Source organism: Rufibacter roseus, assembly GCF_001647285.1.
In the GTDB taxonomy this organism is placed as follows: domain Bacteria; phylum Bacteroidota; class Bacteroidia; order Cytophagales; family Hymenobacteraceae; genus Nibribacter; species Nibribacter roseus.
In genome coordinates this window covers 385,107-402,200 of record NZ_LRML01000004.1, presented here as the reverse complement: position 1 = coordinate 402,200, position 17,094 = coordinate 385,107, and the positions used below count along the sequence as shown (strand labels likewise).

At 46.0% G+C, this 17,094-nt stretch carries 14 protein-coding genes; 9 read left to right on the top strand and 5 right to left on the bottom strand.

What is annotated here, in order from left to right:
* Nucleotides 1–149: 149 nt before the first annotated feature.
* Nucleotides 150–1,193 (top strand): isoaspartyl peptidase/L-asparaginase family protein, encoded by a 1,044-nt coding sequence (locus tag A8O23_RS08055; protein ID WP_066619225.1) that lies wholly within the window; start codon nucleotides 150–152, stop codon nucleotides 1,191–1,193.
* Between the two features lie 82 nt (nucleotides 1,194–1,275).
* Here the strand turns inward: A8O23_RS08055 and A8O23_RS08050 are convergent, their stop codons facing one another.
* Nucleotides 1,276–2,904: an ArnT family glycosyltransferase gene (locus tag A8O23_RS08050; RefSeq protein WP_066619222.1), complete on the bottom strand. Its 1,629-nt coding sequence runs from the start codon at nucleotides 2,902–2,904 to the stop codon at nucleotides 1,276–1,278.
* Between the two features lie 222 nt (nucleotides 2,905–3,126).
* Between A8O23_RS08050 and A8O23_RS08045 the strand changes: the two genes are divergently transcribed.
* Entirely contained in the window at nucleotides 3,127–5,052 is a 1,926-nt protein-coding gene (locus tag A8O23_RS08045; protein ID WP_066619220.1) for a hypothetical protein, read from the top strand.
* A 173-nt stretch (nucleotides 5,053–5,225) separates the two neighbouring features.
* On the opposite strand, the gene trxA is transcribed toward A8O23_RS08045, so the two are convergent.
* A complete protein-coding gene (gene trxA, locus A8O23_RS08040) occupies nucleotides 5,226–5,552 on the bottom strand; it encodes a thioredoxin (protein WP_062542637.1) in 327 nt (108 codons plus the stop codon).
* 373 nt (nucleotides 5,553–5,925) lie between these two features.
* Nucleotides 5,926–6,471 (bottom strand): REP-associated tyrosine transposase, encoded by a 546-nt coding sequence (locus A8O23_RS08035; RefSeq protein ID WP_066619219.1) that lies wholly within the window; start codon nucleotides 6,469–6,471, stop codon nucleotides 5,926–5,928.
* A 350-nt stretch (nucleotides 6,472–6,821) separates the two neighbouring features.
* On the opposite strand from A8O23_RS08035, the gene A8O23_RS08030 reads away from it, so the two are divergent.
* Entirely contained in the window at nucleotides 6,822–7,973 is a 1,152-nt protein-coding gene (locus A8O23_RS08030; protein WP_066619216.1) for a WG repeat-containing protein, read from the top strand.
* A 33-nt stretch (nucleotides 7,974–8,006) separates the two neighbouring features.
* Here A8O23_RS08030 and A8O23_RS08025 read toward each other — a convergent pair whose 3' ends face one another.
* Nucleotides 8,007–8,264 (bottom strand): hypothetical protein, encoded by a 258-nt coding sequence (locus tag A8O23_RS08025; RefSeq protein WP_066619213.1) that lies wholly within the window; start codon nucleotides 8,262–8,264, stop codon nucleotides 8,007–8,009.
* A gap of 15 nt (nucleotides 8,265–8,279) precedes the next feature.
* Nucleotides 8,280–11,915 carry a DNA polymerase III subunit alpha gene (gene dnaE, locus A8O23_RS08020; protein ID WP_066619210.1) on the bottom strand — a complete coding sequence of 1,212 codons (3,636 nt, stop codon included), beginning with the start codon at nucleotides 11,913–11,915 and terminating at the stop codon, nucleotides 8,280–8,282.
* Between the two features lie 232 nt (nucleotides 11,916–12,147).
* On the opposite strand from dnaE, the gene A8O23_RS08015 reads away from it, so the two are divergent.
* The 6 genes from A8O23_RS08015 to A8O23_RS07990 all read left to right on the top strand — a co-directional run bounded on the left by A8O23_RS08015 (nucleotide 12,148) and on the right by A8O23_RS07990 (nucleotide 17,002).
* Nucleotides 12,148–12,618 carry a copper resistance protein NlpE gene (locus A8O23_RS08015; RefSeq protein WP_153042118.1) on the top strand — a complete coding sequence of 157 codons (471 nt, stop codon included), beginning with the start codon at nucleotides 12,148–12,150 and terminating at the stop codon, nucleotides 12,616–12,618.
* Nucleotides 12,619–12,680: 62 nt separating this feature from the next.
* On the top strand, nucleotides 12,681–12,986 hold the full coding sequence (locus A8O23_RS08010; RefSeq protein ID WP_066619206.1) for a DUF3817 domain-containing protein: 306 nt from the start codon (nucleotides 12,681–12,683) through the stop codon (nucleotides 12,984–12,986).
* Nucleotides 12,987–13,260: 274 nt separating this feature from the next.
* Nucleotides 13,261–13,953, top strand: a complete 693-nt coding sequence (locus tag A8O23_RS08005; protein ID WP_066619204.1) for a response regulator transcription factor — start codon at nucleotides 13,261–13,263, stop codon at nucleotides 13,951–13,953.
* A complete protein-coding gene (locus A8O23_RS08000) occupies nucleotides 13,950–15,329 on the top strand; it encodes a sensor histidine kinase (protein ID WP_066619202.1) in 1,380 nt (459 codons plus the stop codon). The genes A8O23_RS08005 and A8O23_RS08000 overlap by 4 nt, the downstream gene beginning before the upstream one ends.
* A gap of 249 nt (nucleotides 15,330–15,578) precedes the next feature.
* Complete coding sequence (locus tag A8O23_RS07995; RefSeq protein WP_066619200.1) at nucleotides 15,579–16,031, top strand: hypothetical protein; 453 nt, start codon at nucleotides 15,579–15,581, stop codon at nucleotides 16,029–16,031.
* Between the two features lie 50 nt (nucleotides 16,032–16,081).
* A complete protein-coding gene (locus A8O23_RS07990) occupies nucleotides 16,082–17,002 on the top strand; it encodes a bestrophin family protein (RefSeq protein WP_066619198.1) in 921 nt (306 codons plus the stop codon).
* Nucleotides 17,003–17,094 lie beyond the last annotated feature (92 nt).

Below are 17,094 nucleotides of genomic sequence, written 5' to 3'. Positions count from 1 at the left end.
TAAAGCACAAGGTGAGAATTAGCCCCTGAGTAGGTTTACAACTGCAGTTTCTTGTTGGAGTTTAAGTAAGTTTTTAGCTTCTGCACAATTAAAAGAAGAAGCTTATTGCTTACTTTCGCTACCTATACCTTTTCTCACCTCATTCATAAATGAAAAAACAACTCCTACTCCTCTTGTGCTGTTTGGCGCTTGTATTCAATGCCGAGGCACAGCAAACTAAGCCAGACTATAGCAAAATTACGTTGGTCATACACGGTGGAGCGGGCACCATCACGCGCAAAAACATGACACCGGAGCGCGAAAAAGCGTATCAGGAAGTATTGAACCAAGCCCTGCAAACCGGCTATGTTATCTTGAAAAAAGGCGGCTCCAGCCTTGATGCTGTAGAGGCCACCGTAAGAGTAATGGAAGACTCGCCGCTTTTTAATGCCGGGAAAGGCGCCGTATTTACGAACGAAGGTAAAAACGAGATGGATGCGGCCATTATGGACGGCAAAACCCGCAATGCCGGTGCTATTGCCAGCGTCACCACCATCCGTAATCCCATCTCCACGGCCCGCGCCGTGATGGAAAAGTCTCCTCATGTCATGATGATGGGCAACGGTGCCGAGCAGTTCGCGAAAGAACAAGGCCAAACTATTGTAGATCCTTTTTATTTCCGTACTGAAACCCGTTTTCAGCAATTGGAGCGTGCCCGCCAAAGTGAAAAAGTAAAACTTGATCACTCTGATACAACCAGCAGCATCAACAACGGAGAGAATATATTTACCGAGGGCAAAAAGTTTGGTACCGTGGGTGCCGTTGCTTTAGATGCGTACGGAAACCTGGCCGCTGCTACCTCTACCGGCGGCATGACCAACAAGCGCTACGGCCGAGTGGGAGACGCCCCTATTATAGGCGCCGGTACCTACGCCGACAACAACACTTGTGCGGTGTCAGCTACTGGCCACGGGGAATATTTTATCAGGGCTGTGGTGGCTTATGACGTGGCAGCCCTGATGAACTATAAAAAGCTGCCAATTAAGAAAGCAGCCGAGGAAGTAGTTATGGATAAATTGGTGAAGTTTGGCGGCGAAGGCGGCCTCATTGCTTTAGACAAGAACGGTAATTTCGCTATGCCTTTTAACTCAGAAGGCATGTACCGCGGCTACATCAACAACAAAAAAAGCGAAGTACTTATTTATAAAGATTAGTTCTTTACAGAAGAGCTGCTGCTTTTCTGGTTTAAAGCTGTTTTTAAGAAAAGAGGCCGGAAACAATCCGGCCTCTTTTGTTTTAAGGCTGCTGCTTTTGGGGGAGGTAATACAATTTAACTTTCCCCTTTTGGTCTAGAAGCTTTGCCGTTGGAAAAAAGGGCAGAATATCTTTCTCACGTAGCTGCATCATAAGCTCCGGATGTTCAAGCACACCATTATTGATGAGAAGAAAAGTTGTATCAGTTGGTGCGGTTAGGTGATGGTCAAAAGCAGCGTAGCCTTTGAAGGTATAATTTGAAGGAACTTTAAAACCATAGAAGAAAGGGTGCCGGCGCAGCATAGTAGAATCCATGTACACGGTGTAATTGCCTTCAGGGTGTGCTAAATGTTGGTCAACAATATTTTTCTGCTCAAAATAATAAGAAACGGTTGGCTTCAGCATGAAATAAGCTGGTCTGACTGCCTGAGCTAGCGCTACTACACAAAGTGCTAACCAAGCTTTCCTGAGCACTGGCCAGAAAAATGCCACCAAAAAGAACAGCATCGGCGGCAGGTACAGAGTCCACATGACACCACCAGCTAAGTAAGCAGATAGAGCAAATAGAATGGCTAACAGAGCATAAATCCATCGTTTCTCCCCAATTCTCTCAATGCTGAGCCCTGCCAGTACGCAAAAAGCAGGCAAAAGCGGGTGAAACATGCGGGGCAGCAAAGGCATAGGTTTGTAATAGCCCAGCGAGACAGAACCAACCCAAATGGGGAGCAGCATGGCCAAGGTAGCTACCGCCCAGAAAGAGAGTGGGTGCTGCAGATTAATCAATTTAGGCTTAGCTGGAATGAAGAAATACAGAGCCGCAAAAATCAACGGAATGGCCAAACCGGAGCCAATAAAAAAAAGTATTGGGCCGTAGGTAAGCCTTGGCAGATGAGAAATAAAAGGTTGTGATATGAATGTGCTTGAGGTATCAGCTAAGCCTGCATTCTGAATGTCAATGAATCGCTGGAAAGCGTGACCCGTGTAGAAAGCGTACAGGTAAAAGTAAAGAAACAAGAAAGTGGCGCCTGATACAGCTGCAGTTACCCAGAACCATCGGTTTTTGCGAGAATATATATGATATAAAAACACGCACCCGTAAAATGGAACGGCATACACAATGGTCTCTTTAGTGAGAAATGCTAGCAAGTTGAGAGTAGCAAAAAGTAGCCCTAACCCGATTTTAGCTGATTTATTGGGCAGAGGAGAGCGGGCCTTATAAAGAACTAACAGACAGGCTGCCGAAAAGAAGAGCAAGATGTTGTCTGGGTACAGGTAGTTAGAGGTGTTTAACTGGAAATAATAAAACCCCAGTAAAACCAGTGCCCAGGAGGTGGCAGAAGGGTGAGTTCTTCTAAAGGTTAAGAAGAGAAGCAAATAGGTGCCCAACGTACACAGCAAAGGCCAAAGCGTAGTTGTGTAAATATTCATACCCCAAAGCCAATAAAACAGTGCAGTGGGTACAAACACCATAAAACGGTGGCAGAAGACATACTCGTCTAAATGGTATGTGCCCTGCAGGAGTTGGTGCGCGTAGAGACTGTAAGAATAGTCATCGCCGAAGTAAAAGCCTTCATGCGCCGCAAAATAGTACAGCAGCGTGAACGCGCTTGTGGCTAAAAACCAGAACAGCGGGCTTTGAAGTAATTTTTGAAGGCGAAGCAGTACAGGCACCAGTAGGTAATTTTTGAAGGCGGAAGTTCGTGATTACCGCTTGCACTTACAACCGCTTGCCGATGTCATCAATTTTTTACAGAAAATAACATTCCTTTGGCGGCTGAATCGCTTCTTACCCTTTGCTTTAGATATTTTAGGAACGAACTTTGTAGAGGTCCACACGCGTTACCCAGTTTTCTTCGTTAGTAGAAAGATCCCTCACAAAATAAGAGTGAATTCATGAAATTGAGCAGTACCCTCCGCTTCTTTCTTTTTTTCTTGCTGTTGATCCCCTTCAGAGGGCAGGGCCAGGATATGATAGAAACCCGTCTGGCTTACAACTACTTAGATCAATTTGAGTTCACAGATGAATGGCAGTACCTGACTACCGATATGTACCTGTTCAACCCGGGGCAGTTTACCAAGGTGATCAATGAACTGGAGCAGGGCACCACGAAAGCCCGTAGAAGAGATTATATCAATCTGGAGTCGTTGTTTATTTCGGCTCAATTGAAGAACGCCAAGTTGTTTGGGCAAGACCCAATAGTGTACCCTCTGTACAATTTCGCAATAGATAATTCAAAGAAAGAGTACACTACCAACGTTTCTGACCATATTGAAGCAATCCGGATTATTGACAAGCTGCCCTTGGCAGATGACGAACGGAACATAGACGCCACCATTGATGCCAAATTGTTCACTTCTGATAGCCGTGATGTTTTCTTTAACATTATAGCCAACCAACTTTCTAACATCGGCAAACAAGTAGTACCGCAGGCGGCTATGCTGTCATTGGTTGGGGAGTTCGGAAATCTTATTCGGAATGCCGCCAAACGGGAAGAATACAGATTTAGCTCTACCATCAGGTTATATGAGGGGCAAAACTTTAATACCAGACTGCACTCGGTAAGGGTGTATGTATTTGTGCCTTCTTTTGCAAAGCTGCCTCCTTTGCACATGAGCCGCCTGAAAGAGCTCTTGGAAAACAGCCCACAGGGGTTTGAGCGGCAAAAGCTAGAGGCGGCGCTGAACTACAAAAACTATCCTTTGCTGGTGGTGGCCAATTACAAGTCACTGTACCGCATGGATGTGCTGACGGGCAGCGAGATCACCTCTGAAACCATTGAACGGCGCCGGGTGCGTATTGAACAGGCCCACAATTCTGGCCTAGTGAGTGATGATGCTTATCGGCAGGAAAAATATTTCGTGGAGTTTTTGCGCAATTTTGCTGACCTGAAGCAGAACCTGAACAACTACCGCCTCAATTATAAAAACAACAGCCCCGAAGCTAATGCCAAGTCACTGTTTTCTGTTATTCAGGATTACAAGCGGCTCAAGACAACAGCCCAGCTCCGTGACAGGGAGTTTTCCAGAAACAACACTTACCAGCGGGTGTTCAAAGACGAGTACCAGAATATCATTTCCAATGCCGATAATTTTATGGCGGCCGACCTTAACCTCAAGAATGGGCGGGAACTGGTAAACACGCTACTTGAACTGGACCAGGAGCAAAATAGACCTTATACAATAGCCCAGCGCGAGGCTTACTTAAACAAGCTATATTCAGTAGAACTTCCCAACCAGGAGTTTTTGGCGGCATCCTTAGAGGGAGAGGGTCTGTCCCGTCACTTGAAAAGGCTGGAGAGTGCCCAATATACTGATGCCTTCGCCAGAGAGGTGGTGCGTCTTCGGGATGCGGCGCCCTCCGAAGAAAATGTGAGTTTCCGGAACCAACTGGTAGAGAAAGCCAATGTCACCAAGTGCCGGAGCTGCCGCGAAGAGGTGAACAGAGCCGCCCGTCAGTTTAATCAGCGTTTGGAGGAGCAGTTACTGGAGAAAGAACGCCATGTATTACGTGAGCTTACCCAAGATGTAGAACACAAGGTCATTTTATATTTGAAGAAAGATGATTGCATGGAAAATGCCTTCAAAACTCAATACCCCGAAGATTCATTGCCAGCGCATATCAGACGCCTGTATGAGAAAAAACAAGAACTTAGGAAACAGGTCATTGAGATGGAGAGTTTTGCCAAGACTCCGCCCACTGAAATGAACTACAACCGACATCGGGAGCATAACCAACGCCTCAAGGCCTATTTGCGTCAGTTAGAGCAAGGGTACAAAGATATTTGTGAGCTTGAAAAGAGCCTCTGCGGGTGCGAATAAAAAAGAGTTCTGAGTCTTGAGTCACGAGTCCTGAGTCAGTAGCAGGTCTCAAACAGGACTCTCTTTCTTTGAATCAGCGTCTTTATGGCCTGATATTCAGAAAACAGACCAAAAACAGAAAAGCCGATCCTGTAAAGGATCGGCTTTTCTGTTTTTAAGAAGGGTAAACTAGCCTAGGCTAATTGACCATCTAATTTCTGGGCCAACACGTTTTTCGGAACTGCGCCTACTTGTTTGTCTACCACTTGTCCGTTTTTGAAAACCAGCAGGGTAGGGATACTACGGATACCAAACTTGGCAGAAGTCTGCGGGTTGGCATCTACGTCTACTTTTCCTACTACCACCCGGCCTTCATAGTCGCCGGCTAGTTCTTCTACTACAGGGCCTACCATGCGGCAAGGTCCGCACCACTCGGCCCAGAAGTCTACTAATACAGGTTTATCTGAATTGATGATCTCCTCGAAGTTAGCATCGGTGATCTCTATTGCTTTATGTGCCATAATTGTCGGTTTATGATTTCTTTTGAATATAACGGCCCTAGTTCAAATATAGAACCAAAAGGGATATCTGGTAAAATTAACGCTTTTCTGTCAGCCTCGCCAGTATCCTGCAGGATACCATTTTAGGGCTGGTTTTGCTAAAATAAGCCAAAAACATCAGTATATCTACTGAATTTGATAGAAAAAGGTTAATACGCTGCAGATAAGAAGGCTGTGACAGAATGGCGGAACTCTAAAAAGACAAGGCTTTTCTGGTAAAAAGAGGTGGAAGCCAACTTTAAACCGGAAAAGCCAAGAACCCGAAGGTTGAGACAAAGATACGGGAATTGCCGGGATTGGCAAAGAAATGGACGTGCTAGGTAACAGAGAGCATCTAATCTGCCAGAACAATTTTCAAAAGGCCCTTGCCGCCGGCATAATCCAACGCAGAGCTGTAGAGATAATGCTCCGGCTCCCGCACCATTTCTGCCCTCACGGGGTTCATGTGAATGTAATCTAGCTTCTGCTGTAGGAATTCATTTGAGTGTATTTCTTTCGCCTCGTTGCCGTCTTGCCAGAATTTGTGGTTGGTTACTTTGCTTTGCACATTGCTTTGGAACTGAAAGCGGTGCAGCATCCATTCCTTTCGGCTTTCATTTTCTTGCTGAATGGCAGCAACAATGCTTCGGCTGGTAAATTTCTTGAAATCCCTTAAAATGTCTGACAAATGAAAGCCTTCTTTGGCCGAAGCAATTAGGTGCAGGTGGTTGCTCATCAAAACCCACGCATACAACTCCAGCCCTTTCTTCTCCTGGCAGAATTTGAGCGAGTCAATAATGATGTGGCGGTAAACAGGTCTGGTGAAAACATCAATCCAATCCACCACCGTCAATGTCAAATAATAAAGGTGGCCTTCATGGATTTTGTTCTTGATGCCCATGAAAAAAATTACGTAGTGCCGACTTTGTGAGTTCTCAAAAGTTCTCTTTTAACGTTGCTGCTTGATTGCTTGCTTCAAGACCTCTGACTGCTGTTCGGGATTTACCAATCCCGAACCACTCTGTCGGGGATTTCATAATCCCCGTTACTGGCCAATTAGGAAAGCGTGCGCACGGGGATTGATAAATCCCCGACAGAGAACTTCCGGATTGATAAATCCGGAAGAGCGGAGAAAGCGATGATTACATCTCGAAAAAAAAAGCGGATGGCGAAGAGATAAATTAAAACTAGAAGAGAGTGTCTTTTTTTTATAAATTTAACAGCTATTGTAAACTTATTAGGTTTGTAATAATGAGTTCTATAAAAACATTTTCTGTAATTACATATTTAATTGTCGCCATCTTTTTCTGTTCTTCTTGTAAAAGAGAACCTTTTAAAGGGAATCTGTTTGCTATCAAGCAAGGTGGGAAATGGGGCTATATAGATTCAGTAGGAAATCTCATTTTAGAACCCCAGTTTCTAAACGCTGGTGATTTCAATGAAGGATTAGCAAAAGTTGAAGTGGAGTCTGGAATCAATTATATAGACAAGGGCGGGAACGTAGTGATTAGGATTGAGGAAGGATTTGTGGATTTTCAAAAGTTCCCGAATTTTAAGGAGGGTTCTATTGTTTTGAAATCTAATGATAAATACAAAATTTATGATAGAGAGGGAAACAGTCAGTTAGTCAATACTAATATTGATAATATCTATTCCATGAGTGGAGGGCTGATGAGATTTAGTATTGGAGAAAACTATGGATTTATAAAAGCTGGACAAACTTCGTATTACTTGAACCCGACTTATCAAGAAGCACAAGATTTTACAGATGGCGTTGCAATCGTTGGTTCTAACGGAAAATTTGGAGGGATAAATAAAAACGGAGATTATTTATTTCCGCCCAAGTTTACTTGGTGTCATGAATTCTCAGAAGGTCTTGCTTTAGCTTATGATGGACACGAAGTAGGATTTATAGGTAAAAAAGGAAAGTTTGAAATAATTGAAAATGATAAATTTGAGTTTAGGGCAACTGGTAGTAACTCTTATTTTGGTTCCAGCTTTTCAGAAGGTCTTGCAATGGTAAGTTTTACAAGAAGAGTTAACTGCAGAGAAGAAGTAGGGTTTGGAAGTAGCAGGATGGCTGCTAGAGGTATAAAGCCTATTGCTTCAATCGTTTGTGATGAAGATACAAAACTTGGCTTTATCAATAAAAGAGGTGAAATAGTTGTTCCAATTATTTACTATGGCTTAGGGCAATTTTCTGAAGGATTAGCCGCATTCAAAAGAGGGAATAAATGGGGTTATTTAGATAAGGATAATAATATCATCATAAAACCTCAATTTGATAAAGCAGAAAAGTTTAAAAATGGTTTGGCAAGGATAGGTTTGCTGGGCTCAGAAAATAGCTATAAGTATGGATATGTCAATGCGTCAGGAAGATACATTTGGCAACCCTCCAATTAAATAATTTGCTTCTCCCGAGCTTAACGAACAACATTAATAAGAATCAACTTCCCATCTTACGCCAGAAGGGTAAGATGCTGCAATGGAGCTTGTAGAAGATTTTAATTCCTCAAAAGATGGAGAGGATAAATTGTTTTTTTGTAGAACTTCATATTCCTCTTTTATTACTTGCTCATTATTGTAGTTCTCCCAAGAGAATTCCATCCTGGCATAAACTTTATCTAGTGAATCATTATTTAAGATATAACTTTTTAATTCATCTTCAGTTAGAAGCCTTTTTATCCATTTCATAGTAATTAATTTGAATCAAATCAACTGACAAGTAGCCACCTCCAAATCTTTCACATTCTGCAGGAACGCCTTAGGGTCAATTCTGTATTTCCGGCTGAACAACTCCACGGCCAACCGTTCACCAGGCTCTGTTAACACCAGCTCCAGCTTCTTCTGTCCAGGGCTATTCACAGCGGCTTCTTCCAAGCGGTCAATGAGCAGGGCGTTGATGTTGCGTATGTCAATGTCCATGCGTACGCCTTTGGCCATCTTGTCGGCTACGTCACTGAGCAGCTGCATAGAGATAGGCTTCAGCTCCCATTGGTCTTCAGACTTGTAGCGTAACGTTACCTTAGCCCTTATGAACAGATACATGCCTTCTTTGATGTACGGAGAGAACTTCACGAAATCCTCTCCGAATAAAGCCAAGCCCATGGTGTTATCATAATCCTCAAAAGAGAAGAGCATGAACGGATTGCCGTTTTTACCCGTGCGCACCACCACGTTGCTTACAATACCCGCCACGTTCACATCGCGGTTCTTGAATTCAGCAATGCGGTCCAGACTGCAGGTGCAGTAAGAGTCAATTTCCAGCTTAAACTGGTCCAGCGGGTGACCTGAGAGATAGAAACCGATTACTTCTTTTTCGCGGCGAAGCATCTCGGTCAACGTCCAAGGCTGTACGTCCGGCACTTTGGGCAGCGGCATGTCCACCGCTCCTCCTCCGCCAAACAACGACTGCTGGGCAGCGTTCTTCTCGGCCTGAAACTGATTCCCGAAGCGCACCGCCTTTTCAATCAGGTTAATGCTTTCGCCTTCTGGAGTCTCCAAATATTGTGCGCGGTGGTAGCGTTCAAAGGAGTCAAAGGCTCCGGCCTGGGCTAGACTTTCAAAGGTTTTCTTGTTCACCGCGCGCAGGTTCACGCGTTTCGCGAAATCAAAAATGTCTGTGTAGTTGCCGTTCTTCTCGCGCTCTTCAATGATGGCTTCCACGGCGGCTTCACCGGTTCCCTTCACAGCGCCCATCCCAAAACGGATCTGCCCTTGCTGGTTCACGTTGAACTGGTGGATGGATTCGTTCACGTCTGGGCCCAATACCTGAATCTGTTGCTTACGCGCTTCCTCAATAAAGAACGTCACCTTCTTGATGTCGTTCATGTTGTGGGTCAGCACCGCAGCCATGTATTCGGCTGGGTAGTGGGCCTTGAGGTAACCGGTCTGGTAGGCGACCACGGAGTAGGCGGCAGAATGCGAGCGGTTGAAGCCGTACTGCGCGAACTTCTCCATCACGTCAAACACCTCAGACGCCTTTTTGGCCGGAATATCATGAATCTCTTTGGCGCCGGCCACGAATTTCTCGCGCTCCAAAGCCATTTTCTTCATGTCCTTCTTACCCATGGCGCGGCGCAGCAAGTCGGCACCACCAAGGCTATAGCCCGCCAGTACCTGCGCCGTCTGCATGATTTGCTCCTGGTACACCATAATGCCGTAGGTGTTCTTCAAGAGCGGTTCCAGCAGGTCATGCGGGTATTCCACCTCCTCTTTGCCGTGCTTCCGGTTAATGAAGTTCGGGATGAACTGCATGGGGCCCGGGCGGTACAAGGCGTTCATGGCAATCAAGTCTTCAATGTTGGTAGGCTTCAGGTCTTTGAGGTACATGCGCATGCCCTCGGACTCAAACTGGAACGTACCAATAGTATCGCCGCGCTGGTAGAGGGCATAGGTCTTCTCATCATCCAGCGGAATGTTGTCAATATCAATGTATACGCCATGGTTCCGCTTGATGAGGGCCATGGCGTCTTTCAGAATGGACAAGGTTTTTAAGCCCAAAAAGTCCATCTTCAACATACCTGCACTTTCAATCACCTTACCGTCAAACTGCGTCACTAACAGGTCAGAGTCTTTGGAGGTAGACACCGGAATGTAGTTGGTAATGTCATCTGGCGCAATAATTACCCCCGCCGCGTGAATACCCGTGTTTCGTACAGAGCCTTCCAGTTTCTCAGCCAAACGCAAAGTTTCGCCTTTCAGGTCATTCCCTTCTCTAAAAGCCGCCAGTTCAGGCGATTCAATAAAAGCTTTTGCGAGTGTAGTGCCGGGAGTGTCAGGTACTAACTTAGCCAGTTCGTTCGCTTCAGATAGCGGTAAATCTAGAGCACGGGCCACGTCTTTGATAGACGATTTGGCGGCCATGGTACCGAAGGTGATGATCTGAGCCACCTGCGTTTTGCCGTATTTCTCCACCACGTAGTCAATCACGCGCTGGCGGTTCACGTCGTCAAAGTCAATATCAATATCGGGCATGGACACCCGCTCCGGGTTAAGGAAACGCTCAAACAGGAGCGAATACTTGATGGGGTCGATGTTGGTGATACCCACGCAATACGCCACGGCAGAACCTGCCGCCGAACCACGGCCCGGGCCCACGGCAACACCCATGCTACGGCCTTTGTTGATGAAGTCCTGAGTGATGAGGAAGTATCCTGCAAAACCCATGGTTTCAATAATGCCCAGTTCGTAATTCAGACGCTCCTCTACTTCTTGGGTGATTTCGGTGTACCGCTTCTTAGCGCCTTCAAAGGTGAGGTGGCGCAAAAACAAGTCAGCGGTGGGGTGCTCTGGTGGGAGCGGGAAGTTAGGCAATAGAATATCGCGCTGCAGCTTGGGTGGCGTAATCTTGTCTACAATTTCGTTGGTATTGTCCACAGCAAACGGAACATCCGCGAACAGTTTGTTCATTTCTTCCTGAGACTTGAAGTAGAACTGGTCGTTCGGGAACCCGAAGCGGTCAGCAGGGCGCGGTTTCTGCAGCTCTTCGTCAATGCGGTAAAGCATGCGGCGCACATTGTCGTCGTGGCTGTAGGTGTTCCTGATGTTGTCCAGGGTATCGTAAATCACCTCACCGCGGCCGCTCATTAACCTGAAATAATTCGTCCTGAAATCACCCACGGGTACACTTTGCTGCTCGCCTGTGTTCACGCAAAGCAGAATGTCATGCGCGCTCCAGTCAGTTTGGTCTACGTAGTGCGAGTCATTCGTACAAATCACCTTCACGTTGTACTTAATGGCCCATTTCAGGAGCACCTGGTTCACGTCTTCCTGAGACATACCGGTGCCGTCAATATTCATGAGGCCGTGGCGCTGAATCTCAATGTAGAAATCGTCACCGAACAAATCCAGCCACCATTTCAACAGCTTTTCGGCTTCTTCTTCGCCTTTCCAGAGAATGGCCTGGGGAAGCTCGGCGCCAATACAGCAAGACGTGGCAATAAGGCCTTTGTGATATTTCACTAGCAACTCTTTGTCAATACGGGGCCACTTGCTGTAGAGGCCGTCAATGTACGAGTAGGAGCAGAGCTTGGCCAGATTTTGGTAGCCTTCCTGGTCTTTGGCCAACAGCAACTGGTGGTGGCGTACGTCTTTCTGCTCTTTGCTGAAACTCTTCTGGTGCCGGTCTTCCACTAAATAGAACTCACAGCCCACAATAGGTTTCACGTTGTACTTATTGGCCTCGGCCACGAAGTTAAATGCCCCAAACATGTTGCCGTGGTCGGTCATGGCTACGGCTTTCATGCCGTCGGCCTGCGCCTTTTTCATGAGTGAGCCAATGCTGGCGGCCCCGTCTAGCAACGAATATTGGGTATGGGTATGAAGGTGGGAAAAATCAGGCACGGTATGTAAAAGTCTTGAGTTCTGAGTCTTGAGTCCAGAGTCAGAAAAGAATCTGGAGCGGACTACGAAGATACGAAATAAACAGTGGATTCGGGTCTAAAAGTTGCGATTAGGAAGGGTGTTTTTGGCTTGTTTTCTGGAAATCAGGCCGAAAACAGCTTGACATTTACAACCCGTTTAAACCTTAGTGTTTGCAAGAAAGTATGAAGAGTATCACCTGCCAATTTATGCTATGAAAAAGTTATTCTGTCTGTTGTTTGTGGGGTTCACCCTCTTTGCCTGTAACGAGCGCAAGGCCGCTGAAGCAGACCATGAAACTCAAGAACAAGAGACTACCGCCCCAGAGGTACGAGAGCCGTATTCTGAACAATTGCTGGTGGGTACTTTCTCAGGCATTGTTCCTTGTTCAGATTGTAAAGGCATTGCCATGACCCTCAGCCTAAAGGCAGACAACACGTACACGTTAACGGAGGAATACCAGCGTGATCAGCCTGAGCAAATGCAGAGTGAGGGAACCTGGACGTTGCGCGATAAGGGAAAAGAACTGCAATTACTGCAGTCAGGAGCGCAAGACTCCAGAGATTTTGACGTTATAAATGAAAATCAACTGCGGTTAGATTTGCTGGTAACAGAAAGGGAGCAAGATAAAGAGGCTTATATCTTAAAAAGAACCCAAGCCAGTGACTCTACTGCGGCAAAGTGAGAAGAAGGTGCAGAGTTCGGAAGGATGGTGTACCTTTGGATTTTCATCTGCATTACTTAGTTATGAGTTTTCATTTAGAAACTACCCTTGGCCGCTTTAGGCTAATCGCCATTATAGAGGGCATCTCTTACCTTGTGCTGTTGCTGATAGCCATGCCGTTAAAATATATGGCCGGCATAGATGAGGCCGTAAAATATACCGGCTGGGCACACGGCGTTTTGTTTGTCTTGTTTTGCTTGCTACTGCTTCAGGTATGGGTGCAGTATAAGTGGTCTTTCAAGAATGTCGTCTTGGCATTTATTTCATCACTCATTCCCTTCGGAACCTTCTATTTAGACAAGAAGATTGCACACGACAAGCAATTGTAAGGTAGTGTAGGTAAGGTTTACTCAAAAATATAAATTTATTGTTTTCTCCCGTTTTGGGGCTGTTTTTATGAAAACAGCCCCAAAACGGGAGTTTCTTTGAATAGGTCAACCAATTTTGCCTGATCTTTCGCCTAAACTTAATGTTTAAACGTGCCGTGGTTAGAAACCAAAAAAATATACGCAGCAGTTTAAACAACTACTACTTTGGCAACTACTACTTTGGTCTGTTTCACTTGCGCTACTATTTTTGAGGAAACAGCTAAAGAATGTTTATATGGGGCTGAAGATCTTACTCGTGGAAGATGAGCCAAAATTAGCAAGTATGCTACAGCGGGGGCTAAAGGAAGAAGGGTATCAGGTGAGCGTGGCCATGAGCGGGAGCGCTGGCTTAGACATGGCCCTCTCCTTTGGCTTTGATTTGATTATTCTGGATATCATGCTCCCAGAGCTGAATGGATTAGACGTGCTTAAGAGGCTCCGCCAACAAGAGCTTCAAACCCCCATTCTTATGCTTACCGCTCTGGATTCTCCGGAAAACATTGTAACGGGACTAGATGGCGGGGCCGATGATTATCTGGTAAAGCCATTCAACTTCGCCGAACTGGGAGCCCGTATCAGAAACTTGACCCGCCGAAACCAGAATGGTACGCCTGCCAAGCATCTCATCGCACTGGCAGATTTAGAAATCAATACTCAAAGTAAAACCGTTACCCGTAGTGGAACCTCCATTACCCTTACCGCCACAGAATTCAGGTTGCTTGAATTTCTGGCACAGCGCCCCAACCGGGTATTATCCCGTATGGAAATTCTGGAGCACGTTTGGAATGTAGATTTTAACTTGGGCACTAATGTAGTAGATGTGTACATCAACTACCTCCGTAAGAAACTAGACCGAAAGTTTACCCCTAAATTGATTCACACAGTCATTGGCATGGGCTACGTGCTGAAAGATAGCGTGGAGGTATGAAAATACAGACCCGAGCCACGCTTCTGTTTTCTGCCCTCACATCTTTAGTGATTCTGGTCTTCTGTGGCTCTATCTATTTATTCACCAATCATTATGCCTTTGAAGACTTCTACCGGCGTTTAGAGACCCGTGTCATTATTGCCTCTGATCTGCACCTGCACTTAAATTCTAACACCGATAAAGAATTGGTGCGGCAAATGCGGCAGGCCTATCTAGAAAAGCTTCCGGGGGAGAAAGAGTATTTGCTGGAGGTTCCGCAAGAGACGGCACTGGAGACGCTACAGACTAGTGAGCTACCAGAGCCTTTGCTACGAGAAGCCTTGGCGAAGCAGTCTGCTCGATACCGGGCAAACCGCACTTTCTATGCTGGGAAATTAGAGCAGGCCAACGATAAAACCTATTTGGTGGTGGTGTCAGCGCATGATCCTTATTGGCTAGAAGAAGTGGAAAAGCTGTACAAGTTTCTGCTCATCGGTTTTCTCCTTTCAGTTGGAATAGTATATGTGATAGGTAGAAAGTTTACGGCCCACACGTTTAATCCGGTGCGGGAAATAATCAAAAACGTGCAAGGTATTTCGGTGGAGAACCTGAATCAGCGGCTGGAGGTAGACAATAATAAAGATGAACTGGCAGAGCTGGCCCAAACATTCAATGGCATGCTCACCCGGCTGGAAACCGCTTTTGAAACCCAGAACAATTTTGTCAGCAACGCCTCCCATGAACTACGCACACCCCTAACCATCATCAAAGGTGAAGCCGAACTTACCTTGGCCAGCGCCGGTTTAACCTCTGGTCAGCGGCAGTCATTAGAAGTGATTTTGCATGAGGCCGATGTGCTTCGAGACATCTTGACCAGCCTGTTGGGCATGGCCCAAAGTGGGTTTGATGGCAAAAAGCAGAATTGGGAGCAGGTGCGCATTGATGAACTCCTGTGGCTGGTGAAAGAATCAACAAGCCAATTGTACCCTGGCTGCAACATACGTCTCGATTTTAGCCAGATGCCCACAGAAGAAGAGCTGCTGCTGGTATATGGAAATGTAAACCTGCTTAAATTGGCTATTGGCAACATTGTCATGAATGCCTGCAAGTACTCGCATAACCAAGAAGTGGTTTTAAGTATTCAGTCAGAGCAAACGTTAGTAGCTGTAGTGGTACGCGATAAAGGAATTGGTATACCGGAGCAGGAGCTGCCCCATATCTTCGTGCCTTTCTTTAGAGCCTCCAACACCTCAGAGTTCGAAGGCCATGGGGTGGGACTGCCGTTATCGCTCAATATTGTGCGGTTGCACAAGGGCAGCATTGTCATCAATACGCAAGTGGGGGCGGGCACGGAGATAAAAGTGCTGCTGCCCACGGTAGAGGCAGCTGGCCAATAAAGAAACAAATAGCTTACCTTTTATATGTTCCTGTTTTAAGGCTGTTTTTCAGAAAACGGCTCAAAAACAACCGCCTTTCTCTTTTTCACCATCCGCTTTTCATACTGCAAAACTTAATTTCAAAGAAGCCCTTGTGGGCGTTTCAAAGTTATAAAAACAGATTTATAAAATTCTAATGACATTCTAATCTCGCTCTTAAATGAGCTTAATGGCACGGGCGTAAGTTTACCGAAACCAGTAATAACACCCATGATCCATGTGCTTATACCCTCCAACTTCAAAGAAGACACCTTCCCTTGCCTGACAGAATTAACCGAGACTTTTTCCGGTGTGCCGCTAAAGGTGGTGCTTTTCCATGCGTTGGCGATGCCTACCTCTATTACGGAATTGCTGATGCTACCCAGGGAGGGGCAAGAGGCAATCCTGATTTCTACCCGTTTTACCCGCCAATGCCAACAACTGGAGAAGGAGGTGGAGCAGGTAAAGAGCATAGAACCAGTTTTTTTCTACGGCTCCACCAACGTGTCTTTCCGAAATTTCCTGAAGGCAAATAAGATAGATGTAATGGTGAGCCCTCAAGAATACAGTTACCAAGCTATAAGCCCTTTTAGTCAAAGCCCTTTTGCTTTCATGGAAAAAGCAGGGCTACCCTTGATAACGGTTGCGCCGCGGGTAACGCAAATGGCCAGTGCTGCTGTATAAGCGCTGCTCGGAGCATTATTTTTTCCCTTTCCCCTTTAACTGTTTGAATTATGTTGCTGAAGAAAAATATCCCCATAAAGTATGTGTTTGGGAAAATAAAGATAGAGGTGCTGCTGGTCTTGCTGTATGCGCTGCTAGTAGGAGTGGCATACGTTAACTTCCATTTTACCAGAATCTCCATACCTATTGCGGTGCCCGCCATGCTGGGTACTATTCTGTCTCTGCTGTTAGCGTTCAGGTCAAACCAGGCCTATGACCGCTGGTGGGAAGCACGTACCCTTTGGGGCGCCATCGTAAACGACTCCCGCACACTCTCCCGCCAAGTGCTGAACTTTGTTGATACGCCTTATAACTCGGTGGAGGCATTGTACTTCAAAGAAAGGTTCATTAACCGCCAGATTGCGTGGTGCTACAGTTTAGGTCAGTCACTGCGCGGACTCTGCCCCGTGAAGGAAGCCGAAAAACTGATGTCGCCCGAGCAGCTGGTCTACCTGCAGGAGTACACCAATAAACCGGTGGGGCTGCTGGAACTACATGGTGAAGACTTACGATTGGCTTACAAAGAGGGCTGGATCAACAAATACCAGCAGGTGGAACTAGACCGCACCCTTACCCGCCTTTGTAACTCCATGGGAGGCTGTGAACGGATCAAGAATACCATTTTTCCGGCTACTTACAGCTTGTACACCCACTTAGCGTTGGTGCTGTTTATCATGCTGTTGCCCTTTGGGGTGATAGACGTGTTTGGGGTAATGATGGTGCCGTTGGTGGTGGCCATTGCGGCTTCTTTCCTGCTGATAGAAAAAATGGCCATTCACCTGCAAGATCCTTTTGAGAATAAACCCACCGATACGCCTGTTACCTCCATAGCCCAAACAATTCACCGTGACCTGAAACAGATGTTGCGGGAATACAAAGAGGAAGATGCTCTTAAGAAGCAGCCTAAGGTGGTGAATTTTTATATACTGTAAATTCATTCGCTCAGTCAGCGACTTTAACTGGCTCAGGTTTTACTTCTTCCTTTTCAGTTTTTCGGCCTGTTTTAGTTAAACCAGGCCGAAAA

Excerpts from the sequence above, each read along its gene's own strand:
- trxA (WP_062542637.1), bottom strand. The coding sequence starts at position 5,552 with ATGGCACATAAAGCAATAGAGATCACCGATGCTAACTTCGAGGAGATC.
- A8O23_RS08030 (WP_066619216.1), top strand. The coding sequence starts at position 6,822 with ATGAGTTCTATAAAAACATTTTCTGTAATTACATATTTAATTGTCGCC.
- A8O23_RS08015 (WP_153042118.1), top strand. The coding sequence starts at position 12,148 with ATGAAAAAGTTATTCTGTCTGTTGTTTGTGGGGTTCACCCTCTTTGCC.
- A8O23_RS08005 (WP_066619204.1), top strand. The coding sequence starts at position 13,261 with ATGGGGCTGAAGATCTTACTCGTGGAAGATGAGCCAAAATTAGCAAGT.
- A8O23_RS08045 (WP_066619220.1), top strand. The coding sequence starts at position 3,127 with ATGAAATTGAGCAGTACCCTCCGCTTCTTTCTTTTTTTCTTGCTGTTG.
- A8O23_RS07995 (WP_066619200.1), top strand. The coding sequence starts at position 15,579 with ATGATCCATGTGCTTATACCCTCCAACTTCAAAGAAGACACCTTCCCT.
- A8O23_RS08025 (WP_066619213.1), bottom strand. The coding sequence starts at position 8,264 with ATGAAATGGATAAAAAGGCTTCTAACTGAAGATGAATTAAAAAGTTAT.
- A8O23_RS07990 (WP_066619198.1), top strand. The coding sequence starts at position 16,082 with ATGTTGCTGAAGAAAAATATCCCCATAAAGTATGTGTTTGGGAAAATA.
- A8O23_RS08035 (WP_066619219.1), bottom strand. The coding sequence starts at position 6,471 with ATGGGCATCAAGAACAAAATCCATGAAGGCCACCTTTATTATTTGACA.
- A8O23_RS08010 (WP_066619206.1), top strand. The coding sequence starts at position 12,681 with ATGAGTTTTCATTTAGAAACTACCCTTGGCCGCTTTAGGCTAATCGCC.
- A8O23_RS08055 (WP_066619225.1), top strand. The coding sequence starts at position 150 with ATGAAAAAACAACTCCTACTCCTCTTGTGCTGTTTGGCGCTTGTATTC.
- A8O23_RS08000 (WP_066619202.1), top strand. The coding sequence starts at position 13,950 with ATGAAAATACAGACCCGAGCCACGCTTCTGTTTTCTGCCCTCACATCT.